The sequence below is a fragment of the Pseudomonas sp. DE0157 genome (genome assembly GCF_007678615.1).
Classification (GTDB): Bacteria; Pseudomonadota; Gammaproteobacteria; order Pseudomonadales; family Pseudomonadaceae; genus Aquipseudomonas; species Aquipseudomonas parafulva_B.
Genome location: NZ_VEJN01000016.1, coordinates 74,243 through 100,116 on the forward strand (window position 1 = coordinate 74,243; position 25,874 = coordinate 100,116).

General features: G+C 61.6%; 23 protein-coding genes and 1 pseudogene. 20 read left to right on the forward strand and 4 right to left on the reverse strand.

Features of this window, described 5'->3' with window-relative positions:
• Positions 1 to 273: 273 nt before the first annotated feature.
• From FS777_RS17780 to FS777_RS21750, 3 genes and pseudogenes are all read left to right on the forward strand, one after another.
• Positions 274 to 1,623: an NCS2 family permease gene (locus FS777_RS17780; protein ID WP_145256733.1), complete on the forward strand. Its 1,350-nt coding sequence runs from the start codon at positions 274 to 276 to the stop codon at positions 1,621 to 1,623.
• Positions 1,624 to 1,768: 145 nt separating this feature from the next.
• Positions 1,769 to 2,014 (forward strand): annotated as a pseudogene (locus FS777_RS21745) (RHS repeat-associated core domain-containing protein); the annotation flags it as partial.
• Between the two features lie 150 nt (positions 2,015 to 2,164).
• Positions 2,165 to 2,512: a hypothetical protein gene (locus tag FS777_RS21750; protein ID WP_196127058.1), complete on the forward strand. Its 348-nt coding sequence runs from the start codon at positions 2,165 to 2,167 to the stop codon at positions 2,510 to 2,512.
• Positions 2,513 to 2,583: 71 nt separating this feature from the next.
• Here the strand turns inward: FS777_RS21750 and uraH are convergent, their stop codons facing one another.
• Entirely contained in the window at positions 2,584 to 2,937 is a 354-nt protein-coding gene (gene uraH, locus FS777_RS17790; protein ID WP_058604793.1) for a hydroxyisourate hydrolase, read from the reverse strand.
• Between the two features lie 371 nt (positions 2,938 to 3,308).
• Here uraH and puuE point away from each other — a divergent pair, with 371 nt between their 5' ends.
• From puuE to FS777_RS17825, 7 genes are all read left to right on the forward strand, one after another.
• The gene (puuE, locus tag FS777_RS17795) at positions 3,309 to 4,235 is read left to right on the forward strand and encodes an allantoinase PuuE (protein ID WP_058638548.1); all 927 of its coding nucleotides are present in this window, start codon (positions 3,309 to 3,311) and stop codon (positions 4,233 to 4,235) included.
• Positions 4,235 to 4,750 carry a 2-oxo-4-hydroxy-4-carboxy-5-ureidoimidazoline decarboxylase gene (gene uraD, locus FS777_RS17800; protein ID WP_058638547.1) on the forward strand — a complete coding sequence of 172 codons (516 nt, stop codon included), beginning with the start codon at positions 4,235 to 4,237 and terminating at the stop codon, positions 4,748 to 4,750. The genes puuE and uraD overlap by 1 nt, the downstream gene beginning before the upstream one ends.
• Before the next feature lie 49 nt (positions 4,751 to 4,799).
• Entirely contained in the window at positions 4,800 to 5,303 is a 504-nt protein-coding gene (locus FS777_RS17805; RefSeq protein ID WP_023535901.1) for an ureidoglycolate lyase, read from the forward strand.
• Positions 5,304 to 5,362: 59 nt separating this feature from the next.
• Positions 5,363 to 6,676, forward strand: coding sequence for a urate hydroxylase PuuD (locus FS777_RS17810; protein ID WP_145256736.1), 1,314 nt, complete (start codon positions 5,363 to 5,365; stop codon positions 6,674 to 6,676).
• Between the two features lie 159 nt (positions 6,677 to 6,835).
• Positions 6,836 to 8,191: a nucleobase:cation symporter-2 family protein gene (locus FS777_RS17815; RefSeq protein ID WP_145256739.1), complete on the forward strand. Its 1,356-nt coding sequence runs from the start codon at positions 6,836 to 6,838 to the stop codon at positions 8,189 to 8,191.
• 133 nt (positions 8,192 to 8,324) lie between these two features.
• Positions 8,325 to 9,110 carry an outer membrane protein OmpK gene (locus FS777_RS17820; protein WP_058638546.1) on the forward strand — a complete coding sequence of 262 codons (786 nt, stop codon included), beginning with the start codon at positions 8,325 to 8,327 and terminating at the stop codon, positions 9,108 to 9,110.
• A 354-nt stretch (positions 9,111 to 9,464) separates the two neighbouring features.
• Positions 9,465 to 10,247: an outer membrane protein OmpK gene (locus tag FS777_RS17825; RefSeq protein WP_023535873.1), complete on the forward strand. Its 783-nt coding sequence runs from the start codon at positions 9,465 to 9,467 to the stop codon at positions 10,245 to 10,247.
• Positions 10,248 to 10,300: 53 nt separating this feature from the next.
• Here FS777_RS17825 and FS777_RS17830 read toward each other — a convergent pair whose 3' ends face one another.
• On the reverse strand, positions 10,301 to 11,221 hold the full coding sequence (locus FS777_RS17830; protein WP_145256742.1) for a DUF808 domain-containing protein: 921 nt from the start codon (positions 11,219 to 11,221) through the stop codon (positions 10,301 to 10,303).
• Positions 11,222 to 11,504: 283 nt separating this feature from the next.
• Here FS777_RS17830 and poxB point away from each other — a divergent pair, with 283 nt between their 5' ends.
• Positions 11,505 to 13,229, forward strand: a complete 1,725-nt coding sequence (poxB, locus tag FS777_RS17835) for a ubiquinone-dependent pyruvate dehydrogenase (RefSeq protein ID WP_145256745.1) — start codon at positions 11,505 to 11,507, stop codon at positions 13,227 to 13,229.
• 268 nt (positions 13,230 to 13,497) lie between these two features.
• The gene (locus FS777_RS17840) at positions 13,498 to 14,109 is read left to right on the forward strand and encodes a TetR/AcrR family transcriptional regulator (protein ID WP_078478865.1); all 612 of its coding nucleotides are present in this window, start codon (positions 13,498 to 13,500) and stop codon (positions 14,107 to 14,109) included.
• 81 nt (positions 14,110 to 14,190) lie between these two features.
• Here the strand turns inward: FS777_RS17840 and FS777_RS17845 are convergent, their stop codons facing one another.
• Positions 14,191 to 14,631, reverse strand: a complete 441-nt coding sequence (locus tag FS777_RS17845) for a heme-binding protein (RefSeq protein WP_078478866.1) — start codon at positions 14,629 to 14,631, stop codon at positions 14,191 to 14,193.
• A 246-nt stretch (positions 14,632 to 14,877) separates the two neighbouring features.
• Here FS777_RS17845 and gcl point away from each other — a divergent pair, with 246 nt between their 5' ends.
• From gcl to FS777_RS17885, 8 genes are all read left to right on the forward strand, one after another.
• Positions 14,878 to 16,653 (forward strand): glyoxylate carboligase, encoded by a 1,776-nt coding sequence (gene gcl / locus FS777_RS17850; protein WP_078478867.1) that lies wholly within the window; start codon positions 14,878 to 14,880, stop codon positions 16,651 to 16,653.
• Positions 16,654 to 16,702: 49 nt separating this feature from the next.
• Positions 16,703 to 17,485: a hydroxypyruvate isomerase gene (gene hyi / locus FS777_RS17855; protein WP_058639844.1), complete on the forward strand. Its 783-nt coding sequence runs from the start codon at positions 16,703 to 16,705 to the stop codon at positions 17,483 to 17,485.
• Between the two features lie 43 nt (positions 17,486 to 17,528).
• Positions 17,529 to 18,422, forward strand: coding sequence for a 2-hydroxy-3-oxopropionate reductase (locus tag FS777_RS17860; protein WP_058639843.1), 894 nt, complete (start codon positions 17,529 to 17,531; stop codon positions 18,420 to 18,422).
• A gap of 177 nt (positions 18,423 to 18,599) precedes the next feature.
• A complete protein-coding gene (locus FS777_RS17865) occupies positions 18,600 to 19,874 on the forward strand; it encodes a glycerate kinase (protein WP_145256748.1) in 1,275 nt (424 codons plus the stop codon).
• A complete protein-coding gene (gene pyk / locus FS777_RS17870; RefSeq protein ID WP_058639841.1) occupies positions 19,871 to 21,286 on the forward strand; it encodes a pyruvate kinase in 1,416 nt (471 codons plus the stop codon). The genes FS777_RS17865 and pyk overlap by 4 nt, the downstream gene beginning before the upstream one ends.
• A gap of 210 nt (positions 21,287 to 21,496) precedes the next feature.
• The gene (locus FS777_RS17875; protein WP_078478868.1) at positions 21,497 to 22,372 is read left to right on the forward strand and encodes an urea transporter; all 876 of its coding nucleotides are present in this window, start codon (positions 21,497 to 21,499) and stop codon (positions 22,370 to 22,372) included.
• 44 nt (positions 22,373 to 22,416) lie between these two features.
• On the forward strand, positions 22,417 to 23,241 hold the full coding sequence (locus FS777_RS17880) for an ion transporter (RefSeq protein WP_058605970.1): 825 nt from the start codon (positions 22,417 to 22,419) through the stop codon (positions 23,239 to 23,241).
• 205 nt (positions 23,242 to 23,446) lie between these two features.
• Positions 23,447 to 24,445: a sulfate ABC transporter substrate-binding protein gene (locus FS777_RS17885; protein ID WP_058605969.1), complete on the forward strand. Its 999-nt coding sequence runs from the start codon at positions 23,447 to 23,449 to the stop codon at positions 24,443 to 24,445.
• Between the two features lie 68 nt (positions 24,446 to 24,513).
• Here the strand turns inward: FS777_RS17885 and FS777_RS17890 are convergent, their stop codons facing one another.
• The gene (locus FS777_RS17890; RefSeq protein WP_145256751.1) at positions 24,514 to 25,440 is read right to left on the reverse strand and encodes a class I SAM-dependent methyltransferase; all 927 of its coding nucleotides are present in this window, start codon (positions 25,438 to 25,440) and stop codon (positions 24,514 to 24,516) included.
• Between the last annotated feature and the right edge of the window lie 434 nt (positions 25,441 to 25,874).

The window sequence follows — 25,874 nt, forward strand, 5'->3', positions numbered from 1 at the left end:
TGGCGTCATTGTACACAGGCTGAGCCGTTTCTGCAGGCGTGCTTTAACGCATATAGCGATTGTTCACCTCACCTAGCATACAAAACATAAAACAGTATTTGCTTTCTTTGTACACAAAAGCATAATCGCTCAGGCAACTTCCTGACCTTACGGTCAACAATGCGCCACGGCACTGCATGCTGCTGGCCAGTTGCCGCCCTCGCGGAGCCGCCAAGTGCATTGCTCAGGACCACGGGCTCCATAACAACAAGAAAGACTTGAGGAGTACTCGCTGTGGAAAGCCGCAAAACCGAAGTCCCTACGCTGGACATCGCTTCACCGCCCGCCACGGGTTGGCTGGAGCGCATTTTCAAACTCAGGCAACACGGCAGTACCGTTAAAACCGAGCTGATCGCCGGGGTGACCACCTTCATCACCATGGCCTACATCATTTTCGTCAACCCCAACATCATGGCCGATGCCGGCATTGATCATGGCGCAGCCTTCGTGGCGACTTGCATCGCCGCCGCCCTCGGCTGCCTGCTCATGGGGCTGTATGCCAACTGGCCAGTGGGCCTGGCACCCGGCATGGGCCTCAATGCGTTCTTTACCTACACCGTGGTCGGCACCATGGGCTACAACTGGGAAACGGCACTGGGCGCGGTCTTCATCTCCGGCGTGCTGTTCATGTTCCTGACGCTGTCCAAGGTGCGCGAGTGGCTGCTCAACAGCATCCCCGTCAGCCTGCGCCATGCCATGGGCGCCGGGGTGGGCCTGTTCCTCGGCCTGATCGGCCTGAAGACCGCAGGTATCATCGTCGACAGCCCCGCCACCCTGATCAAACTCGGTTCGCTGCATGAGCCAGGCCCGCTGCTGGCGGCGATGTGCTTTTTGATGATCGCCATCCTCAGCTACAAGCGGGTATTCGGGGCGATCCTGATCAGCATCATCGGCGTAACGCTGGCGGGCTGGGGTCTGGGACTGGTGAAGTTCGGCGGCGTGGTGTCGATGCCGCCCAGCCTGGCGCCGACCTGGATGGCCATGGACGTGGCGGGCGTGTTCAACGTGAGCATGATTAGCGTGGTCCTGGCCTTTCTGTTCGTGCACATGTTCGACACCGCCGGGACGCTGATGGGCGTGGCACAGCGGGCGAACCTGGTGGCCCCCGACGGCCGTATCGAGAACCTGTCCAGAGCCCTCAAGGCCGACAGTGCTTCGAGCGTGTTCGGCGCCGTAGTCGGCGTGCCGCCGGTCACCAGCTATGTGGAAAGTGCCGCGGGGGTGGCCGCCGGGGGGCGCTCCGGCCTGACGGCTGTGGTGGTGGGCGTCCTATTCATTGCTGCCATGTTCTTTGCACCGCTGGCTGGCATGATCCCCGCCTATGCAACCGCTGGCGCCTTGATCTACGTCGCGATGCTGATGATGGGCAGCATGGCGCACATCAACTGGGACGAGGCGACCGACAGCATTCCGGCAATCGTCACCGTGATCATGATGCCACTGACGTTCTCGGTAGCCGATGGCATTGCGCTGGGTTTCATCAGCTACGTGGCGCTTAAAGCCGGTACGGGTAAACACAAGGAGATCTCTGCCAGCCTGTGGGTGCTGTGTGCGATCTTTATTGCCAAGTTCATCTTCCTCTGAAACTTTCGCAACAGCCAAGGGCGCTTCGGCGCCCATTTGTCATTACCGGCGCGATTGGCGTGCAAATCGATCAAACTAGGATTTTTGCCAGGTGCAAACCGAATCGGTGCTTGTTACAAGTGAAAGCCTTTACGGAGGCCTGCCGATGCACATACCTACCTCTGCCTTATCCACCTATACCCCATATGGTCATAGCCTATGGAGCAAGAGCTCATTGGGCTTCAACGGCGAGTTCAGTGATCCGATTTCCCGCCTGTACCCTCTAGGCAAAGGCCACCGGCTCTACGACCCGACACTGATGAGGTTGCAGAGCCCTGACCACTGGAGTCCATTTGCTCAGGGTGGGCTCAATCCATACGCCTACTGCCAGAACGATCCGGTGAACATGGCCGACCCGTCGGGTCGAGCGCCCGTGACGTTCAGCGCAATCAAGAAGTGGTGGAGGTCAAATCATGAGCTCGCGGCCGAAAGCTTGGGTCTTACCCGAAAGTCGCTATCGCCAAACCCGCAGTCCATACCTAGTTTTAATGGGGGACGGGCCGTGATCCATGAATACACGAGGAAACTCTCAACCAGTACGCCTTTCATCCACAAGCTTGGCGTGGTCAACAGCAACCTGGCCAGCCACGGTGATAATTCCCTGAGCATCGAGCACGCGCAAGTCTATGTAGACATCGCCGATCGCACTAGACGCGCTAGCATTTCCAACACATCTGCGCATTTACTGGCCAGTCAGGAATGGATGAAGGAACGGGGAGCACCGCGCCTGGTCGGCACGAGTTTCAACCTGCTAGGTGCGTTGGCCGCAGGCGCAGAAGACCACGCATTGTTCAGGACCGGCAAGTCGCTGGCATATATGCAACAGAGCATTCGTACCGAAACCACCTAGGCTTAGGCGAAAAAAAGCCCGCCAGTGTGAGAGCGGGCGAAAGGACCTACGAAGATTCTTCTAGCGACCAACTAGCTTCCACGGTAGGTCGAATAACTGTACGGCGATATCAGCAGCGGCACATGGTAGTGCTCCTGCTGCGCATCGATGCCAAAGCGCAATACCACCACATCCAGAAACGGCTGCTCAGGCAGCGCCACGCCACGCCCACGGTAGTAGTCACCGGCATTGAACTGCAGCTGGTAAACACCCGAACGGTAGTCATCGCCTTGCAACAATGGCGCGTCGACGCGGCCATCGCTGTTGGTGAGCGCCGAGGTGACCAACGTCAACTGGCTGCCTTCGACACGGTACAACTCCACCTTGATTGCGCTGCCTGGGCAGCCATGGGCTGCGTCCAGTACGTGAGTGGTCAAACGTCCCATCTGCTTGTCGCCTCTTGTTTGCCAGGGGCAAGTACGCACGCCAGTGACCCGAAGCGGGGCAACGTGCGGCTTGAATTCGCATAATTAAGACATTCTCAAAAAAAATTGTACACAATTTTTTGCTTGCCCAGCCAATTAGCCAACAGACCATGGCTTCAGCGGCAACAATGCAGGGCATAGCGTCTTCATCGCGCTTAGCTGACCAAGTGGGCAGGTTTCTTGCAAGGTATCCAGACACGACACCTGGGCAGAAATACGGAAATTCAGACTTACAAAAGAATTCATAAGTTGTATACAATCATCGCATCCGGTGGTGCGACACAGCGACGCGGCCCGCCACCCTGCCCACACGTACAAGAAGGAAGACTGCAGTGAGCGCTGACTACCCTCGCGACATGATCGGTTACGGCAATAACCCTCCTCACCCGCAATGGCCAGGCAACGCCCGCATTGCCCTGTCATTCGTGCTCAACTACGAAGAAGGCGGCGAGCGCAACATCCTGCACGGCGACAAGGAGTCCGAAGCCTTTCTCTCCGAGATGGTCGCTGCCCAGCCGTTGCAGGGCGTGCGCAACCAGAGCATGGAGTCGCTCTACGAATACGGCAGCCGCGCAGGCGTGTGGCGCCTGCTCAAACTGTTCAAGGACAGCGGCATTCCCTTGACCATCTTCGCCGTGGCCATGGCCGCCCAGCGCCACCCCGACGTGATCCGCGCCATGGTCCAGGCCGGCCATGAAATCTGCAGCCACGGCTACCGCTGGATCGACTACCAGTACATGGACGAGGCCCAGGAGCGCGAGCACATGCTCGAAGCCATCCGCATCCTCACCGAAATCACCGGCGAACGCCCGCTGGGCTGGTACACCGGCCGCACCGGCCCCAACACCCGCCGACTGGTCATGGAAGAAGGCGGCTTTCTCTACGACAGCGACACCTATGACGACGACTTGCCCTACTGGGAGCCGAACAACCCCACCGGCAAGCCGCACCTGGTCATTCCCTACACCCTGGACACCAATGACATGCGCTTCACCCAAGTGCAGGGCTTCAACTGTGGCGAGCAGTTCTATCAGTACCTCAAGGACGCTTTCGACGTGCTGTACGCCGAAGGCGCCGAGGCGCCGAAGATGCTCTCCATCGGCCTGCACTGCCGCCTGGTCGGTCGGCCGGCACGCCTGGCAGCGCTCAAGCGTTTTGTCGACTACGCCAAAAGCCACGAGCAGGTATGGTTCGCCCGCCGCGTCGACATCGCCCGCCACTGGCAAGCCACCCACCCGTACCAGAAAGAGACCGTCTGATGACCACCTTCAAGACCCTCAAGCCGTCCACCCTTGACCGTGACGCGTTCGTCCACGCCTTCGCCGACATCTACGAGCACTCGCCGTGGGTCGCCGAGAAGGCCTACGACCTCGGTCAACTGGACGAACTGGACAACGTGCAAACACTGCACCAGCGTATGAGCGACATCCTGCTGAGCGCACCCCAAGCCGACCAACTGGCCTTGATCAACGCCCACCCGGACCTGGCCGGCAAGGCTGCCGTGCAGGGTGAACTGACCGCCTCGAGCACCAACGAACAGGCCGGAGCTGGTATTCACCAATGCACCGCCGAGGAATTTGCGCGCTTCACCTCGCTCAATGAGGCGTACAAGGCCAAGTTCCAGTTCCCGTTCATCATGGCCGTGAAGGGCAGCGACCGGCACCAGATCCTGGCCTCGTTCGAACAGCGCATCCACAACGATGCCAAGGCCGAATTCGCCGAGGCGCTCAAGCAGATCAACCAGATCGCCCTGTTCCGCCTGCAACAGCTGTAAGCGACCGACGATTCTTTACAGAACAAAGCACAATAGAAGAGATAACCGCATGCGCACCCTGATGATCGAGCCCCTGACCAAAGAAGCCTTCGCCCCTTTCGGTGACGTGATCGAAACCGACGGCAGCGACCACTTCATGATCAACAACGGCTCGACCATGCGCTTTCACAAGCTCGCCACGGTCGAGACCGCCGAGCCCGAAGACAAGGCGATCATCAGTATTTTCCGCGCCGACGCGTTGGAAATGCCGCTGACCGTGCGCATGCTCGAACGCCATCCGCTGGGCAGCCAGGCTTTCATTCCGCTGCTCGGCAACCCCTTTCTGATCGTGGTCGCGCCACTTGGCGATGCACCTGTATCAGGCTTGGTCCGCGCCTTCCGCAGCAACGGCAGGCAGGGCGTCAATTACCATCGCGGCGTCTGGCACCATCCGGTGCTGACGATCGAAAAGCGGGATGACTTCCTGGTGGTTGATCGCAGTGGTTCTGGCAACAACTGCGATGAGCATTACTTCAGCGAGGAACAGATGCTGATCCTCAACCCCCACCAATAAGAAAAGGTCGGTCATGCCAGGGCACTGCCCGCGCCTGTGACCGGCAAGAGGTACATACTGTGGAAGCACACCTTCACGAGTGGCTGAACCTGAGCATTCGCTGGGTTCACATGATCACCGGCGTGGCCTGGATCGGTGCATCGTTCTACTTTGTCTGGCTGGAGAACCACCTGAATCGAAGCAACCCGCGCGATGGGTTGTCAGGTGACCTCTGGGCCATCCATGGCGGTGGTATTTACCACCTGGAAAAATACAAGCTCGCCCCGCCGAAAATGCCCGAGAACCTGCACTGGTTCAAATGGGAAGCCTACTTCACCTGGATGTCCGGCATTGCCCTGCTGTGTGTGGTGTTCTACTGGAACCCCACCTTGTACCTGCTGGCACCGGGCAGCACCCTCAGCGGCGCCGAGGGCGTGGCGATCGGTATCGGGTCGCTGGTCGTGGGCTGGTTCGTCTACGACTTCCTCTGCGACTCGCCCCTGGGCAAGCGCCCTGCCCTGCTGGGTGCGGTGCTGTTCGTGCTGATCATTGCCGCCTGCTGGGGCTTCAGCCTGGTGTTCAGCGGCCGTGGGGCCTACCTGCACACGGGCGCGATCATCGGCACCATCATGGTCGGCAACGTGTTCCGCATCATCATGCCGGCCCAGCGCCAGCTGGTGGCTGCCATCGAGAACAACCAGACCCCGGACCCGGTGTTGCCGGCCAAGGGCCTGCTGCGTTCACGCCACAACAACTACTTCACGCTGCCGGTGCTGTTCATCATGATCAGCAACCACTTCCCCAGCACCTACGGCAGCCAGTACAACTGGCTGATCCTGGCGGGGATCGCAGTGGCGGCGGTGTTGATCCGTCACTACTTCAACACCCGCCACGACAGCAACAAGTACGCCTGGACGCTGCCGGTCGGCGCCCTGGCCATGATCTGCCTGGCCTATGTCACAGGTCCCAAGCCGATGCCGGTCAGCCCGGAACAGGCCGCTGCCAAGATCGAGTACCAGCCGTTGCCAGCCACGGCCGTGGGCGGCAAGACGGCGGCCGAACGCCGCGCCGAAGACGCGGCCAAGCCCGCCGAACCGGCAGTGCCGGGCGAGGCGACGGCGCAGGCCGGCGGTGACAGCTTCGAGAAGATCCACCACGTCATCCAGGAACGCTGCACCGTGTGCCACTCCTCCAAGCCGACCAGCCCACTGTTCAGTGCCGCCCCAGGTGGCGTGATGTTCGACACCCCGCAACAGATCCAGGCCCAGGCCGCGCGCATCCAAGCGCAAGCGGTTGCCAGCCAGATCATGCCGCTGGGCAACATCACCCAGATGACCACCGAAGAGCGCAAGCTGGTAGGCGACTGGATCGCCAAGGGCGCGCCTGTCAACTGACCGCAATTGGCTACACCGCATAACGTCGTACGCAAGCATCGAGCGCAGGCGCTGGCCTAGGCTTAAAGCAACGCGATCTTCAAATCGAAGATCGCCGCTTGAACCTTGGGCTCGCCCGCCGCTTGGATCCGAGAATAAAAACAAAACTCGAGGTGCTGCATGTCCGAGTCATTCAAGGCGTCTATCCCGGTAGCGCCGCCGCGACAGCCCCTGCCCCTGTTCCAGCTCTTTCTGGTTGGCCTGCAACATGTGCTTCTGATGTACGGTGGCGCCATCGCGGTACCGCTGATCATCGGCCAGGCCGCAGGCCTGTCCCGCGAAGAAGTCGCCTTTCTGATCAACGCCGACCTGCTGGTCGCTGGGGTCGCCACCCTGGTGCAATCGCTGGGCATCGGCCCGGTGGGCATTCGCATGCCCGTGATGATGGGGGCCAGTTTTGCCGCCGTTGGCAGCATGGTGGCCATGGCCGGCATGCCCGGCGTGGGCCTGCAGGGTATCTTCGGGGCCACCATTGCCGCAGGCTTCTTCGGCATGCTGGTCGCGCCCTTCATGTCCAAGGTGGTGAGGTTTTTCCCGCCGCTGGTGACCGGCACGGTGATCACGTCCATCGGCCTGTCGCTGTTCCCCGTGGCGGTGAACTGGGCCGGAGGCGGCCAGCAAGCGACCACCTTCGGCTCACCGATCTACCTGCTGGTCGCCGGCCTGGTGCTGGCAGTGATTCTGTTGATCAACCGCTTCATGCGGGGCTTCTGGGTCAACGTGTCGGTGCTGGTGGGGATGGGCCTGGGTTACCTGCTGGCGGGATCGATCGGCATGGTCGACCTCTCGGGCCTGGGGGCCACGCCCTGGTTGCAGGTGGTCACCCCGCTGCACTTTGGCATGCCCACCTTCAGCCTGGCCCCGATCCTGTCGATGTGCCTGGTGGTGGTGATCATCTTCGTCGAGTCCACCGGCATGTTCCTGGCCTTGGGCAAGGTCACCGACCGCGAAGTCACCCCAGGCATGCTGCGCCGCGGGCTGCTGTGCGACGCTGGCGCTTCCTTCATCGCAGGTTTTTTCAACACCTTCACCCATTCCTCGTTCGCCCAGAACATCGGCCTGGTGCAGATGACCGGCGTACGCTGCCGTTTCGTCACGGTGGTGGCCGGCGGCTTGCTGGTGGTGCTCAGCTTGCTGCCCAAGGCGGCCTACCTGATCGCCTCGATTCCGCCAGCGGTGCTCGGCGGCGCGTCCATTGCCATGTTCGGCATGGTCACTGCCACTGGCATCAAGATCCTTCAGGAAGCGGACATCGGGGATCGGCGCAACCAGTTGCTGGTGGCGGTCAGCGTCGGTTTCGGCCTGATCCCGGTGGTACGGCCGGAATTCTTCGCTCAGATGCCCCAGTGGATGGAGCCCATCACCCATAGCGGCATCGCCATGGCCACGGTCAGTGCACTGGTGCTCAACGTGCTGTTCAACATTCTCGGCGGCGCGGACCGCGCGGCGCACAACGCGCCCTGCCACCCCCACTGAGCCAACGGGCGGCGCCCTGCCCGCCCGTGCTTTACGCCTGAATCACTGCTGTGCCGTCGGCCCACCCCGCGTGGGCCGCCCGGGGCGCGCACGCGCCTGACAACCCACAAGAACAACATCCGGGAGCTGTCACATGAACCACATCCCCACAGCCTTGTTGCTGGGCACCAGCCTGCTGGCCAGCGTACCGAGCCAGGCCGGCCAATGGCTGCAATGGCACGGCGAGAGCCTGACCTACCTGTACGGCAAGGATTTCAAGATCAACCCTGGCATCCAGCAGACGCTCACGTTCGAGCACGCCAACAAGTGGAAATACGGCGACACCTTCCTGTTCGTCGACAAGATTTTCTACAACGGCAAGGCCGACCCCGGCAAAGGGGTGACCACCTACTACGGCGAGTTCAGCCCTCGTTTCTCGCTGGGCAAGATCCTCGACCGCAAGCTCGCGTTCGGCCCGGTCAAGGACGTGCTGCTGGCCATGACCTACGAGCGTGGCGAAGGTGACAATCAAGCCTACCTGATCGGCCCAGGCTTTGACCTCGACGTGCCAGGCTTCAACTATTTCGTGCTCAATTTCTACGTGCGCAATACCGAAGGCAGCCGCCCCGGCGACAACGTATGGCAGATCACACCCGCTTGGTCCTACACGGTGCCACTGGGCAAGTCCGACATTCTGATAGACGGCTATATGGACTGGGTGACTGACAACGACCAGAACCGACGGGGCACCTACCACGCCAACCTGCACTTCAACCCGCAGGTGAAATACGACCTGGGCAAGGCGCTTAGCCTGGGTGACAAGCAGCTGTACGTGGGCTTGGAGTACAGCTACTGGAAGGACAAATACGGCATCGACAGCCGGGGCGCCCTGGACAGCAATCAGAGCGTGGCCAGTGCCTTGATCAAGGTACACTTCTGACAACCTGACCACATGCACAGGTTTGCTCCACCATGCTCCACGACGGAGCACTTGAGGCCAGGCGCGCAAGCCAGTAATCTGCGCGCCCCCTCGATCAGGGCAGAACGGATTCTGCCTGCGTTTACTGACCGCTCAGTCAATGAATTCGGGCGGTTGGCCAACGTGTTGCCAGCCTGAAAGACCCTTTTCATCCGTTCAGAACGACGTCGAGCAGGACGGTTTCGCCAACCGGGAGAAAGTTGGCTCAACCCTTGCCAGACAGCTGTGGCCCATCGAAAAAAGCTGACTAAAAAGACAGAAAAAGCGCCAACACCGAGCGCTGACAACAGATCAACCAAGGGAGCGACATCCGCAATGCGTACCATCAACAGCCTGATCCTCGCCGGCGGCCTGCTGGCCTGTGGCACCACCTTCGCCGGCGACCTGCTGCAGTGGCAGAGCAACAGCCTGACCTACCTGTGGGGCAAGAACTTCAAGGTCAACCCGTCGACCCAACAGACCCTGACCTTCGAGCACGCCGACGGCTGGAAGTACGGCGATAACTTCCTGTTCGTCGACAAGATCTTCTACCAAGGCCAGAAGGACGCCGGCAACGGTCCCAACACCTACTACGGCGAGATCAGCCCGCGCCTGTCTTTCAACAAGATCTTCGACCAGAAGCTGTCCTTCGGCCCGGTCAAGGACGTGCTGCTGGCCATGACCTATGAGTTTGGCGAGGGCGACACGGAAGCCTACCTGATCGGCCCCGGCTTCGACCTGGACATCCCAGGCTTTGACTACTTCCAGCTGAACTTCTACCAGCGCACCACCGATGGCAGCCGCCCTGGCGACAATGTCTGGCAGATCACCCCGGTGTGGGCCTACACCATCCCGGTCGGCTCCTCCGACGTGTTGATCGATGGCTTCATGGACTGGGTGGTGGACAACGATGAAAACCGCCGTGGCACCTACCACGCCAACCTGCACTTCAACCCGCAGATCAAGTATGACCTGGGCAAAGCCATGCACCTGGGCGAGAAGCAGCTGTACGTGGGTGTTGAGTACGACTATTGGAAGAACAAGTACGGCATCAAGGACTCCGGCGCCTTCACCACCGACCAGAACACCATGAGCTTCCTGGTCAAGGTGCTGTTCTGATCACGGCATGATCGCGGGGCCGCGAGCCGGCCCCTTTGCCGAGGCGTCGTCGCTCAACCGGTCGCGCGTGCGCGAACCCAAGAGAATCCGCCGACCACCAGTGCCGCCAGGCCTCCGGCGACAGCCCCGACAACCCCGAACACGACGTGCTTGGCAACCGCTTCCCAGCTTCCGCTGTGCGCAATCCAGCCTTCGATGACATGCTCCAGGGGTGCAATGCCTTCGGCAATGAATGTTCCGCCGACCAAGAACATCGCGACCGTTCCGATCCAGGACAGCGCCTTCATCAGGAAAGGCGCGGCCGACACCAGCACTTCACCCAACTTTCTGACCGCACGGCCCCACATACCCTGGGCCTTGGATTTCGCCAAGGCGAACCCTGCGTCGTCCAGTCGCACGATGCCAGCGACCAGCCCATAGACGCCCATCGTCATGACCAGGGCGATCAGAACCAAGGTCAGGATCTGCTGGTACAGCGCAGCCTCAGCCACCACGTTGAGGGTGATGACGATGATCTCCGCGCTCAAAATGAAGTCGGTCTTGATCGCCCCTTTGATCTTGCGTTGCTCATACGCGGCCAGTTCCTCGGGGGTTTTGGGAAGCGCATTTTTTCCTTGCGCCTTGGCGCCATGCTCGCTGCGAGAAAACTTGTCCTTGATCGCCTCGAAGCCCTCGTAGCACAGATACAGGCCGCCGGCCATGAGCAGCCATTTGACCGCTGCCGGCAGGACCGCACTGAGGATCAGGGCGCAGGGCACCAGGATGGCCTTGTTCTTCAGAGAGCCCTTGAATACCGCCCATACCACCGGCAGTTCGCGATCGGCCTTCATGCCCGTCACTTGCTCGGCGTTAACGGCCAAGTCATCGCTCAGCACGCTGGCCGACTTCTTGGCCGCGACCTTGGTCATCAACGAGATGTCATCCAACAGGGCCGCGATGTCATCCAACAACGCAAAAAAACTGCTGCCAGCCATTCCATTCACCCTTAGTAGACGCGTGCGATTTCATCATCCTGAAACGCCTGAATAGCCAGACGTGCTCCCAGGGCAATCACGATGGCATACAGACCGGCCGGTGGCTGAACAGTTCTGCCGGGCGTGTGTGCCGTGGCCTGTCGGCAGCAGAGGGGGTTCAGGGCAGCGTCAGGCACGGGGCAGCGCGCATGACGATTCGTTCATGGACGCAAACGAACAGTCATGGCCAAGCGCCTGTCTCTATCCCATCGATCACACCCTTTCATTCGCACCAGGAGTATTCATGGCAAAGCTCAACATGGCCCAGCAGTTGGCCTCGACCCTCGAACAGGCCGGTATCAAACGTATCTGGGGCCTGACCGGCGACAGCCTCAATGGCCTGACCGACGCCCTGCGCAGCATGGACAGCATCGAATGGATGCACGTGCGCCATGAGGAAGTCGCCGCCTTCGCCGCCGGTGCCGAGGCGGCGGTCACCGGTGAGTTGACGGTGTGCGCTGGCAGTTGCGGGCCGGGCAACCTGCACTTGATCAATGGCCTGTTCGACTGCCACCGCAACCGGGTGCCCGTGCTGGCCATCGCCGCGCAGATCCCCTCCTCGGAGATTGGCCTGAACTACTTCCAGGAAACCCATCCGCAAGAACTGTTCAAGGAATGCAGCCATTTCATCGAACTGGTCAGCAACCCTGCGCAGATGCCGCAGGTGCTGCACCGGGCCATGCGCTCGGCCATTCTCAATCGCGGTGTGGCGGTGGTGGTGATTCCCGGTGACGTATCGCTGCTAGAGGTCGAGCAGAAACCGGCGGCCTGGCCTTCCCTGCAGCAGCCACGCATCCTGCCTACGGAAGTCGATCTGCAGCGCCTGACCGAGTTGTTGCAGGACAGCCACAAGGTGACCCTGCTGTGCGGCAGCGGCTGCGCCGGTGCGCATGACCAAGTCGTGGCCCTGGCCGATGCACTCGGCGCACCGGTGGTCCATGCGTTGCGCGGCAAGGAGCATGTGGAATGGGACAACCCCTTCGATGTCGGCATGACGGGCTTGATCGGCTTCAGTTCCGGTTACCACGCGATGCTCGGCTGCGACACGCTGGTGATGCTGGGCACCGACTTCCCCTACCGGCAGTTTTTCCCAAACGACGCCAAGATCGTGCAGGTCGACCGTGATCCGCAAGCGCTGGGACGACGCGCCACGTTATCGCTGGGCATCGCTGCCGATGTCGGCGAAACCCTCAACGCCTTGCTGCCACGCCTGACGCGCAAGACCGATCGGCGCTTCCTGGATGATGCACTCAACGCCTACAGCAAGGCGCGGCAGGGGCTGGACGATCTGGCGGTACCCTCCAAGGGTGACCGGCCGATTCACCCACAATACGTCACGCGCCTGCTCAGCGAACTGGCCAGCGAAGACGCGATCTTCACCGCCGACGTCGGTTCGCCCACGGTCTGGGCGGCGCGTTACCTGAAGATGAATGGCCAGCGTCGCCTGGTCGGCTCGTTCAACCACGGCTCGATGGCCAACGCCATGCCACAGGCCATGGGCGCACAGGCGGCCTTCCCGGGGCGCCAGGTGATCTCGATGAGTGGCGACGGTGGGTTCAGCATGCTGATGGGTGACTTCATCTCGCTCGCCCAGCTCAAGCTGCCCGTGAAGGTGGTGGTGTTCAATAACGCGTCACTGGGCTTCGTCGCCATGGAAATGAAGGCTGCCGGTTACCTGGATACCGGCACCGACCTGCACAACCCCGACTTCGCCGCCATGTCCAATGCCATGGGCATTCTGGGCATTCGCGTCGAGCGCTCCGAAGACCTGGAGCAGGCCCTGCGCCGTGCCCTGGCCCACGACGGCCCCGTACTGGTCGATGTGGTCACCGCCACGCAAGAGCTGGTCATGCCGCCGGCGATCAAGCTGGAGCAGGCCAAGGGCTTTAGCCTGTACATGCTCAAGGCCGTGATGAGCGGGCGCGGCGACGAAGTGCTGGACCTGGCGAAGACCAACCTGCTGCGCTAGCGCCCACGCGCGCGACTAGATGCAAAGGCCCTGCCCAAAGCCGCTGCCTTGAGCCGCCCTTGGGCACGGTGCTACCATGCCGGCTGCCTCCTAGGCTCTGTGTGAAAAGTCTTGAGACGAAGGTCAGGCAAGGCGAAAACAGCCGAGGAAGCGGAGTTTACGGGTTGTAAATGAGCATTCCGAGGCTGTTTTCAACGCAGCATCACCGAGTATCAAGGCTTTTCACACAGAGCCTAGAGGTGGCCTGACACGAGGAAAATCCCTGACCATGAGCACCATTCGCGAGCGCAACAAGGAATTGATCCTGCGCGCGGCCAGCGAGGAATTCGCCGACAAGGGCTTCGCAGCCACCAAAACCAGCGATATTGCCGCCAAGGCTGGCCTGCCCAAACCCAACGTCTACTACTACTTCAAGTCCAAAGACAACCTGTACCGCGAGGTGCTGGAAAGCATCATCGCGCCGATCATGCAGGCCTCCACCCCGTTCAACGCCGATGGCGATCCTCGCGAGGTGCTGAGCGCCTACATTCGTTCCAAGATCCGCATCTCCCGCGACCTGCCCCATGCGTCGAAGGTGTTCGCCAGCGAAATCATGCACGGCGCCCCGCATTTGTCGCCCAGCCAGGTCGAACAGCTCAACGAGCAGGCGCGGCACAACATCGAGTGCATCCAGCACTGGATAGACCGCGGCCAGATCGCCCACGTCGATGCGCATCACCTGATGTTCAGCATCTGGGCGGCAACCCAGACGTACGCTGATTTCGACTGGCAGATCTCGGCAGTGACCGGCAAGGCCAAGCTGGCCGACAGCGACTACGACGCGGCGGCCGAAACCATCATCCGCATGGTGCTCAAAGGCTGCGAACCCGAGCCGGCCTGAGCAGTACCGCCTTGCCGTTTGCCCTGCCCCGTCCCAGGTCCTCTGGGGGCTGGGGCATCGAGCAACGGCAGTTGATGCGGGTCAGGCCACCGCGCCCGCATCGGCGCGCAGCCCCAGCGCCTCGATGGCACTGATCGCACACTGCTCGTCGATATCCGATGTGTCCCCGCTGATCCCCACCGCCCCCAGCACCCGCCCATCCTGATCACGCACCAGCACACCGCCTGGCGCCGGCACGACCGCCCGTTCGCCCAACCCGTTGAGCGCGGCGAAGAAGGCCGGCCGTTGCTGCGCATCCAGCGCCAGCAGACGCGAGCCCTTGCCCAGTGCTATCGCACCCCAGGCTTTGCCCGTGGCGACCTCGGGTCGGATCAGGCTCGCCCCGTCTTCACGCTGCAAGGCAAGCAAGTGCCCACCGGCATCGAGCACCGCCACCGTCAGCGGCGCCGCCTGGATGGTACGCCCGGCAGCCAATGCGGCGTTTACCAGGCTCAGCGCCAGGTTCAGGTTCAAAGCATTCATGGGAAGGTCCTCTTTTTATTGTGAGAAGCCCTGAGGGCAGTTGAAAACCGATACCGCAATAGAACACAACTGAAAATATTTTTGTATACAATATTTAGATTCAATCGTATTCGATAGCGCAAGCACCCTATTTCACGGCCGCATCGACTTGCCCGATCAAAACCCATTGACCGGATCACCTGAGCATGAATACACTGAATCGCAACGCAGGTTGTATACAATTACAAAATCGATGAGGCACAAATCATGAGCAAAATGAGAGCAATCGATGCAGCCGTACTGGTCATGCGCCGTGAAGGCGTGGTGACTGCGTTCGGCATCCCAGGGGCTGCCATCAACCCGTTGTATTCAGCCCTGAAGAAAGTGGGTGGCATCGATCACGTCCTCGCTCGCCACGTCGAAGGCGCCTCGCACATGGCAGAGGGCTACACCCGTGCCAACCCCGGCAACATCGGTGTGTGCATCGGCACCTCCGGCCCGGCGGGCACGGACATGGTCACCGGCCTTTACAGCGCCAGTGCCGACTCCATTCCGATCCTGTGCATCACTGGCCAGGCGCCACGCTCCCGCCTGCATAAGGAGGACTTCCAGGCCGTGGACATCACCAGCATTGTCAAGCCCGTCACCAAGTGGGCAACCACCGTGCTGGAGCCTGGCCAGGTGCCGTATGCGTTCCAGAAAGCGTTCTTCGAAATGCGCAGCGGCCGGCCCGGCCCGGTACTGATCGACCTGCCATTCGACGTGCAGATGGCTGAAATCGAGTTCGACATCGACGCCTATGAACCGCTGCCCGTGCACAAGCCTTCCGCCACGCGCGTCCAGGCGGAAAAGGCCCTTGCCATGCTCAACGAGGCCGAACGGCCCTTGCTGGTGGCAGGCGGCGGCATCATCAACGCCGACGCCAGCGACAAACTGGTCGAATTCGCCGAATTGACCGGTGTGCCAGTGATCCCGACGCTCATGGGCTGGGGCACCATCCCGGATGACCACCCGCTGATGGTCGGGATGGTCGGCCTGCAAACCTCCCACCGCTATGGCAACGCCACCCTGCTCAAGTCCGACCTGGTACTGGGCATCGGCAACCGCTGGGCCAACCGCCACACCGGTTCCGTGGACGTGTACACCGAAGGCCGTAAATTCGTGCATGTGGATATCGAGCCGACCCAGATCGGTCGCGTGTTCACCCCAGACCTGGGGATCGTTTCCGATGCCGGCAAGGCCCTGGAGGTGTTCCTGGAAGTCGCCAGGGAATGGCAGGCCGCTGGCAAACTCAAGTGCCGCCAGGCCTGGCTTGAAGACTGCCAGCAGCGCAAGGCCAGCCTGCAGCGCAAGACCCATTTCGACAACGTGCCGGTCAAGCCCCAGCGCGTGTACCAGGAGATGAACCAGGTGTTCGGCAAGGACACCTGCTATGTCAGCACCATTGGTCTGTCGCAGATCGCCGGTGCGCAGTTCCTGCACGTGTACAAGCCACGGCACTGGATCAACTGCGGCCAGGCCGGCCCACTGGGCTGGACCATCCCTGCGGCACTGGGTGTGGTCAAGGCCGACCCCACGCGCCAGGTCGTGGCCTTGTCGGGCGACTACGACTTCCAGTTCATGATCGAGGAACTGGCCGTCGGGGCGCAGTTCAACCTGCCCTACGTCCACGTGCTGGTGAACAACGCCTATCTGGGGCTGATTCGCCAGGCCCAGCGTGGTTTCGACATGGACTACTGTGTACAACTGGCGTTCGAGAACATCAACGCCACCGACGCTGCCAGCTATGGCGTCGATCACGTCGCCGTGGTCGAAGGCCTGGGCTGCAAGGCCCTGCGGGTATTCGAGCCGGCCGACATCGCCCCTGCCCTGCTAAAAGCACGGCAAATGGCCGAGCAGTTCCGCGTGCCGGTCGTGGTCGAGATCATTCTTGAACGGGTTACCAACATTTCCATGGGCACCGAGATCAACGCGGTCAACGAGTTCGAAGACCTCGCCCTGGTCGGCAACGATGCGCCGACCGCCATCTCGCTGCTGGACTGATCGCCTGACGCCCCGGCTGGCCCGGGGCTCTCAACGCAAGGAGACAACCATGCCTCGCTTCGCTGCCAACCTGTCCATGCTGTTCACCGAGCAGGACTTCCTGGCCCGCTTCAAGGCCGCCGCCGACGCCGGTTTCAGTGGTGTCGAATACCTGTTCCCCTACGATTTCAGCGCTGCCGAAATCCAGGCGCAGCTCAAGGCTCACAGCCTGACCCAGGTGCTGTTCAATCTTCCCGCGGGGGATTGGTCCAAGGGTGAGCGTGGCATCACCTGCCACCCCGATCGCGTCGAAGAATTCCGTGCAGGTGTCGACAAGGCCATCGAGTACGCCAAGGTGCTGGGCAACACCCAGGTCAACGCCCTGGCTGGGATTCGCCCAGACGGCCCGGACTGCGCCACCGTGCGCAAGACCTTCGTGGAAAACCTGCGCTATGCCGCCGACAAGCTCCAGGCCGCCGGTATTCGCCTGGTCATGGAAATGATCAACACCCGCGACATTCCGGGCTTCTACCTCAACACCACCGAGCAGGCATTGGCCATTCAGGCCGAAGTGGGCAGCGACAACCTGTTCCTGCAATACGACATCTACCACATGCAGATCATGGAAGGTGACCTGGCGCGCACCATGGAAACCAATCTGCAGTCGATCAACCACATCCAGCTGGCCGACAACCCGGGCCGTCACGAGCCGGGTACTGGCGAGATCAACTACCGCTTCCTGTTCGAGCACCTGGACCGCATCGGCTACCAGGGCTGGGTGGGCGCGGAATACAAGCCCAAGACCACCACCGAAGCGGGCTTGGGCTGGCTGAAAACGCACAACGCGATCTGAATCCCACCGGGAACGCGAACAACGATAAAAGAGGTAATTTCTGATGGCTAAAATCGGTTTCATCGGCACCGGCATCATGGGCAAGCCCATGGCCCAGAACCTGCAAAAAGCAGGGCACAGCCTGTTCGTCTCCACCCACCACGATGCAGCTCCAGCCGACCTGATCGCCGACGGCGCCGTGGCCCTGGCCAACCCCAAGGAGGTGGCCCAGGAAGCCGAGTTCATCATCGTCATGGTCCCGGACACCCCACAGGTCGACAGCGTACTGTTCGGGGACAACGGCGTTGCCCAGGGCGTGGGCCCGAACAAGGTGGTGATCGACATGAGTTCGATTTCCCCTACTGCCACCAAAGCCTTTGCCGAGAAGATCAACGCCACCGGCGCTACCTACCTTGATGCCCCGGTGTCCGGGGGTGAAGTGGGCGCCAAGGCCGCGACCCTGAGCATCATGGTCGGCGGCTGCCCAAAAGCCTTCGAGCGCGCCCTGCCGCTGTTCCAGAGCATGGGCAAGAACATCACCCTGGTAGGCGGCAATGGTGACGGTCAGACCGCGAAGGTGGCCAACCAGATCATCGTCGCCCTGAACATCCAGGCCGTCAGCGAGGCGTTGCTGTTTGCCGCGAAGAACGGCGCCGACCCGGCCAAGGTGCGCGAGGCACTGATGGGCGGCTTCGCATCGTCGAAAATTCTGGAAGTGCACGCCGAGCGCATGATCAAAGGCACCTTCGACCCAGGCTTCCGCATCAACCTGCACCAGAAGGACCTTAACCTGGCCCTGCAAGGCGCCAAGGAACTGGGCATCAACCTGCCTAACACTTCCAATGCCCAGCAAGTGTTCAACACCTGCCAGGCCCTGGGTGGCGGCAACTGGGACCACTCGGCGCTGATCAAGGGCCTGGAGCACATGGCCAATTTCTCGATCCGCGACGACCGCTGATCCGAGCGCAGGGCCTGCCTTGCAGCCCTGCTGCCGGTAACCCGGCACACCTGTTACGCCCCTTGGCTGAGCACAGCCAGGGGTGAACCCGAGCAACACCGCCCCTGGTTCGGCCTGCACGGAGGCTGTTCCAGGGGCGTTCTCGATTGTGCAGAACAACAATAAAGGGAGCCTGCCATGTCGGTCGATCCACACAAACTGCTGCGTGAGCTGTTCGACACAGCCATCGCCGCGGCCCATCCCAGCCAAGTGCTCGAACCCTACCTGCCCGCCGACCGCAGCGGTCGGGTGATCGTCATCGGCGCAGGCAAGGCGGCCGCCGCCATGGCCGAGGTGGTTGAGAAGCACTGGCAAGGCGAGGTCAGCGGCCTGGTCGTGACCCGCTACGGCCATGGTGCCAACTGCCAACACATCGAAGTGGTCGAAGCCGCCCACCCGGTGCCTGATGCGGCCGGCCTGGCGGTTGCCAGGCGCGTGCTGGAACTGATCGGCAACCTCAGCGAGCAGGATCGGGTGATATTCCTGCTGTCCGGCGGCGGCTCTGCCTTGCTGGCGCTGCCCGCCGCCAACCTGACCCTGGCGGACAAACAGCACATCAACAAGGCCCTGCTCAAATCCGGCGCCACCATCGGCGAGATGAACTGCGTGCGCAAGCACCTCTCGGCGATCAAGGGTGGGCGCCTGGCCAAGGCCTGCTGGCCGGCCACGGTCTACACCTACGCGATCTCGGACGTGCCGGGCGACCTGGCCACGGTCATCGCTTCAGGCCCCACCGTGGCCGACCCGAGCACCTCGGCCGAGGCACTGGCGATCCTCAAGCGCTACGCCATTGACGCTCCACAGGCCGTCATCGACTGGCTCAACGACCCGGCCTCGGAAACCCTCAAGGCTGGCGACCCAGCCCTGGCCCGCAGCCATTTCCAGCTGATCGCCAAGCCTCAACAGTCGCTCGAAGCTGCGGCGGTCAAGGCGCGCCAGGCAGGTTTCAGCCCGTTGATATTGGGCGACCTGGAAGGTGAGTCACGGGAAGTGGCCAAGGTGCATGCAGGCATTGCCCGACAGATCGTTCAGCATGGCCAGCCGCTCAAGGCCCCTTGCGTGATTCTGTCCGGCGGCGAGACCACTGTCACCGTGCGCGGTAATGGCCGCGGCGGGCGCAATGCGGAATTTCTGCTCAGCCTCACCGAAAGTCTCAAGGGCCTGCCGGGCGTCTACGCACTGGCAGGCGACACCGACGGCATCGACGGCTCGGAAGAAAACGCCGGCGCTGTCATGACGCCTAACAGCTACGCACGCGCCCAAGCGTTGGGCCTGTCGGCCAGCGACGAGCTGGACGACAACAACGGCTACGGCTACTTCGCCGCACTCGATGCGCTGATCGTCACCGAACCCACGCGCACCAACGTCAATGACTTTCGCGCCATCCTGATTCTCGAGACCGACCCCTCATGACGCCTGACAAGAAAGTGAAAATCCTCGCCACCCTGGGCCCGGCTACGGGTGGCATCGACGATGTGCGGCAACTGGTGGAAGCAGGCGTGAACATTTTTCGCCTCAACTTCAGCCATGGCGAGCATGCCGACCATGCGCTGCGCTATCAGTGGATCCGCGAGGTGGAGCAGCAGCTGCACTACCCGCTAGGCATCCTCATGGACCTGCAAGGGCCGAAGCTGCGTGTGGGCCGTTTCGCTGAAGGCAAGGTGCAGTTGCAACGCGGTCAGGCCCTGCGCCTGGACCTGGACGAGGCCCCTGGCGACAGCCGCCGGGTCAACCTGCCACACCCTGAAATCATCGCAGCCCTTGAGCCCGGCATGGACCTGCTGCTGGACGACGGCAAGCTGCGCCTGCAGGTGACCGCCAAACACAGCGATGCGATCGACACCGAAGTGCTGAACGGTGGCGAGCTGTCCGACCGCAAGGGCGTCAACGTGCCGCAAGCGGTGCTCGACCTCTCCCCGCTCACCGAAAAAGACCGCCGCGACCTGGCTTTCGGCCTGGAGCTGGGTGTGGACTGGGTGGCCCTGTCGTTTGTACAGCGCCCCGAGGACATCCTTGAAGCGCGCCAGCTGATTGGTGACCGCGCCTTCCTGATGGCCAAGATCGAGAAACCTTCGGCGGTCGAACAACTGCCAGCCATTGCCGAACTGGCGGACGCGATCATGGTGGCCCGTGGCGACCTGGGCGTGGAAGTGCCGGCCGAGAGCGTGCCGCAGATTCAGAAGCGCATCATCGGCACCTGCCGGCAGCTGGGTAAACCGGTGGTAGTGGCTACGCAGATGCTCGAATCGATGCGTTTCTCGCCAGCACCGACTCGTGCCGAAGTCACCGACGTGGCCAACGCCGTGGCCGAAGGTGCGGACGCTGTGATGTTGTCGGCGGAGACGGCCTCGGGTGACTACCCGCTCGAAGCCGTGCAGATGATGAGCAAGATTATCCGCCAGGTGGAGAACGGCCCGGACTACCAGGCCCAGCTCGACGTTGGCCGGCCGAAGGCCGAGGCCACCGTATCGGACGCCATCAGCTGCGCCATCCGTCGCATCAGCGGCATCCTGCCGGTGGCGGTGCTGGTCAACTACAGCGAGTCGGGCGCCTCGACCCTGCGTACTGCGCGCGAGCGCCCACGGGCACCGATCCTCAACCTGACGCCGAACCTGAACACCGCTCGCCGCCTTAGCGTGGCCTGGGGCGTGCATTCGGTAGTGAATGACCGCCTGCGCCAGGTGGACGAAGTGGTTTCCACTGCGCTGGAAATTGCCCAGGCCCAAGGCATGGCTAACCGTGGCGACACGCTTCTGATCACTGCCGGTGTGCCTTTCGGCAAGCCAGGCTCGACCAACACGCTGCGCATCGAGACGTTGAACTGAGATCCCCGGGGGCGCCCTGCGCCCCAGTCGCGGGCCAAGCCCACTCCCACAGGATGCGCGCCGCTCCATGGCACAGCGCAGACCTTGTGGGAACGGGCTTGCACCGGGAATGGAGGGCGGAGCCCTCCCCGAACACCGATGTACCAGACCTGCGGTCAATCGAGGCCCAAAGAGGCCCACCGCCCTCCCATCCACCTCACTGACTGCCCCATGTACACCAAAAATTTCGTAAACCCGTGCCCCGACTGGGCCACGGCGCTGCTAAACGGCTTCAGCCAGGTGCTGTTGCTGCGTAACCCCTTGTGCGGGCTATGCTGCCTGCTGGCGATCTTGTTGACCGCACCGGCGCTGCTGGGCGGCGCGCTGCTTGGCGCGCTGGCAGGCCTGCTGACGGCACAGGCCCGCGGCTACGACCGCGCCGATCGACAGGCTGGGCTGTACAGCTACAACGGCGTGCTCATCGGTTTGTTGATCAGCGCTGTGCTGCCTTGGTCGATCATCCAGCCACCGCTGGTAATCGCTGCCGCCGGCCTGTCCAGCATCATCACCCACCAATGGCGCAAGCGGGGGGGCAAGCTGCTGGTCGCCTACACGGCGCCCTTCGTACTGCTGGGCTGGGGCACGTTGCTATTCGTGCAGACGGCTAGCGCACCCGTGGTGGTCGAGGCCGACCTGGCGAGTGCCCTGGCAAGAGGGGTCGGGCAGATTTTCCTGCTCGATCAACCCCTGGCCGGGCTGCTGATCATCGTCGGCCTATTGATCGCCAACCCGTATGCCTGTCTCTGGGCGGTCATAGGCTCTGCCGCGGGTGCAGGCCTGGCACTGCTCGTGGGTGATGCGCAGTCAGCATGGATGGGGCTGTATGGATTCAACGCGGCCCTGGCAGCCCTGGCCTTCAGCCGACAAGGGGAAAAACCCTGGGTCACGCTGTTGGCCATTGGCCTGGCGCTGGCGTTGCAGCCGCTTTTGAGCAGGCTGCCGGTCCCGGCGCTCACGGCACCCTTCGTCGCCGCCTGCTGGCTCATCCACTTCGGTCGTCACCTGAAGCTTGGCAAACGCCAGACCCCGGGGCGCTTGCATAGCTGAAAGGCACCCCATAGGCTCAGCCGACTTCACGATGGACAGAGCCAATGAACAAACCTGCAAGCCTGCGCGAGCGGCTTTACGTGATCGTCTTCCAGAGCGATACCGTGGCCGGAAGACGCTTCGACAAGACCCTGTTGCTGATCATCCTGGCCAGCCTGGTCACGGTCATCCTGGACAGCATCGACGAGGTGCATCGCGGGTACGGGGGCCTGCTGGCCGCGATCGAATGGGGCTTTACCGCCATTTTCCTGTGCGAATACCTGACACGGTTGTACTGCTCGCCCCGGCCCTTGCGCTACGCATTCAGCTTCTACGGCCTGGTGGATCTGCTGGCGATCGTGCCGGGCATCATCGCGCTGTACTACAGCGACGCGCAGTACCTGCTGATCGTGAGGGTCATCCGCATGTTGCGGATCTTCCGTGTGCTCAAGCTCAGCCCGTACCTCAAGCAGGCCAATTACCTGCTCGATGCCCTGCGCGGCAGCAAGCAGAAGATCATCGTGTTTCTGGTCAGCGTCTCGACGCTGGTTACCGTGTTCGGCACCCTCATGTATGTGATCGAAGGCCCGGAACATGGCTTCACGAGCATTCCCAAGGGGATCTACTGGGCCATCGTCACGCTGACCACGGTCGGGTTCGGCGATATCGTGCCCAGAACGCCATTGGGCCAGGTGCTCTCTTCACTGGTGATGATCATCGGCTACTCGATCATCGCGGTGCCGACCGGGATCTTTACGGCCGAGCTCGCCAATGCCATGCGTGGAGAACAACTGCAGCACGCCTGCCCGACCTGCAGCAAGAAATCCCATGAAAGTGGCGCGGCGTTTTGTGCCCGGTGTGGCAATGCGTTGTTCCCGAAATCCGGTTGACTAAGGCGCCCCTGACGATCTGAAGGGCTCGCTCACCTTGACGGCTGAGCGAGTCATTAAGTGGGCAAAGCCCCTGGACAACTGCCAGAACTGCCAATCGGCCAGCGCATATAAGCAAAGACGCATTGATTCTTTAATACCTGAAGAACAAGACGCTATAGTCGCTGGCACATTGCCCAACATTCATACCCATAAGGAATGCGTCGTGAAAAAGTTCTTCACCGTCTCGCTGGCCGCCGCCAGCCTGGCCTTCGGCACCCTGGCCCACGCTGCCCCGACCTTGCTGAACGTTTCCTACGACGTGATGCGTGACTTCTACAAGGATTACAACCCCGCCTTCCAGAAGCACTGGGAGGCCGAGCATAACGAGAAGGTCAATGTGCAGATGTCCTTCGGTGGCTCGAGCAAACAGGCGCGCGCGGTGATCGATGGCCTGCCGGCCGACGTGATCACCATGAACATGGCCACCGACATCAATGCCTTGGTCGACAACGGCAAATTGATCCCTGACAACTGGGTCACGCGCCTGCCGAACAACAGTGCACCGTTCACCTCTGCCACGGTGTTCATCGTCCGTAAAGGCAACCCCAAGGCATTGAAAGACTGGCCCGACCTGCTCAAGGATGGCGTACAGGTCATCGTACCCAACCCCAAGACCTCGGGTAACGGCCGCTACACCTACCTGTCGGCGTGGGGCTATGTGCTCAAGCAAGGCGGTGACGAGAACAAGGCGCGCGCGTTCGTCGGCAAGCTGTTCAAGCAGGCGCCGGTGCTCGACACCGGTGGTCGCGCCGCCACCACCACGTTCATGACCAACCAGATTGGCGATGTGCTGGTGACGTTCGAGAACGAAGCCGAAATGATCGCCCGCGAATTCGGTCGCGATCAGTTCGAGGTGGTTTACCCAAGCGTGTCGGCCGAAGCCGAGCCGCCGGTGAGCGTGGTCGATAAAGTCGTCGCCCGCAAAGGCACTCAGGCGGTGGCCGAGGAATACCTGAAATACCTGTGGTCCCCGGCCGCCCAGGAACTCGCCGCCCAGAACTACCTGCGCCCACGCGATGCGACTGTGTTGGCCAAGTACACCGACCGTTTCCCCAAGGTTGAATTCCTCTCGGTCGAGAAGACCTTTGGTGACTGGCGCACCGTGCAGAAAACGCATTTCAACGATGGGGGCGTGTTCGATCAGATTTATACCGGTCAGTGAAGCGGGCTGAGCTGGGTCAGCCGCGCACGCGCCTGGGGGCTTGAGCTTCGCCGCGTGGGCCCGCCCCATCAACCCAACCGAAACACCAACGCCTTCAATCCCCCAGCCGGATCCACATCCGGAAACTCGGGCGGGTTCTGCAGGCGTTCGACGAAGGCAAGGCCGGGCGCGTGCTCGGCCATGCCCTCGATCAAGAACTCAGGCCCGATGCCCGGGTCGTTCACACAGGCCAACACCGTCCCACCTTCATTCAACAGCTCAGGCAAGCGCCGCAGGATCTTCGCGTAGTCCTGGGTCAGCACGAAGCTACCGCGTTGGAAGGTAGGCGGATCGATGATGATCAGATCGTAAGGCCCGTATTTGCGCACCTTGCCCCACGACTTGAACAGCTCATGGCCCAGGTAGGCCACCCGGGACGGGTCGTGCTGGTTAAGGCGGTGGTTATCGCGCCCTCGGGACAGTGCCGATTTGGCCATGTCCAGGTTCACCACCTGCTCGGCGCCACCTGCAATCGCCGCCACCGAAAAACCACAGGTGTAGGCAAACAGGTTCAGCACGCGCTGCCCCTTGGCCTGGGCACGCACCCACTGGCGACCAAGGCGCATGTCCAGGAACAGGCCATTGTTCTGGCGTACCCCCAGGTCCAGCAGGTAGGTCAGACCGTCCTCGATCACTTCACGTTGCTGACACGGCTCGCCCACCAGCCATTGACCCGGGCTGTCGGGCAGGTAACGGTGTTGCAGCAGGATCGCCTGGCCTGTCCACTGCTCAAGGCGCGACAGCCGCAACAGCATGGCCTCAAGCTCTGCCAATTGTCCTTCCGGGGGCTCACGGAACAAGGCGACCGACAACACGCCTTGAAGCCAGTCCACCGTGATTTGCTCAAGACCAGGCCAGCAACGGCCACGACCGTGGAAAAGACGACGGGTTTCTTCAGGGGCGGGGTTCAGGGCGGCAAGCAGATGCTGCTCGAGGGCGGCAATCGGAGAGGTCATGTCAGGTCACATCGGTAAGCGGAGTCGTATTTTACATGGCAAGGCCACGAAGGGGCGCCATCTCGGATTGTCTATTTTTTGTACACACTAATGTCACCTTAAGTGCCATTTTTGTGTGCACTTGCACCGATTAAGCCCCGATGTGTTACATGAAGCGCTCATTGAATGCTGACTAACTGATCAACTAAGCCCATGAATTCAAACAATTATTGACTGTATGGTCAGTTTAAAAACCTGATTTTTCAGCTTGTTACCGCAATATACCCGCTTTCCGAATGAACACCTTGGTGATCGATTACTCAAGCTGGCATGGAAATGGCTTTACTGTGCTTGTGTTTTGTATACAAGTTTCAACGAACATAAATACACAAGAACCCGCGACGCCGATTGACCGTCGGCCGCCGCGCCCAGAACCCGAGATGCCAACGCTGCAC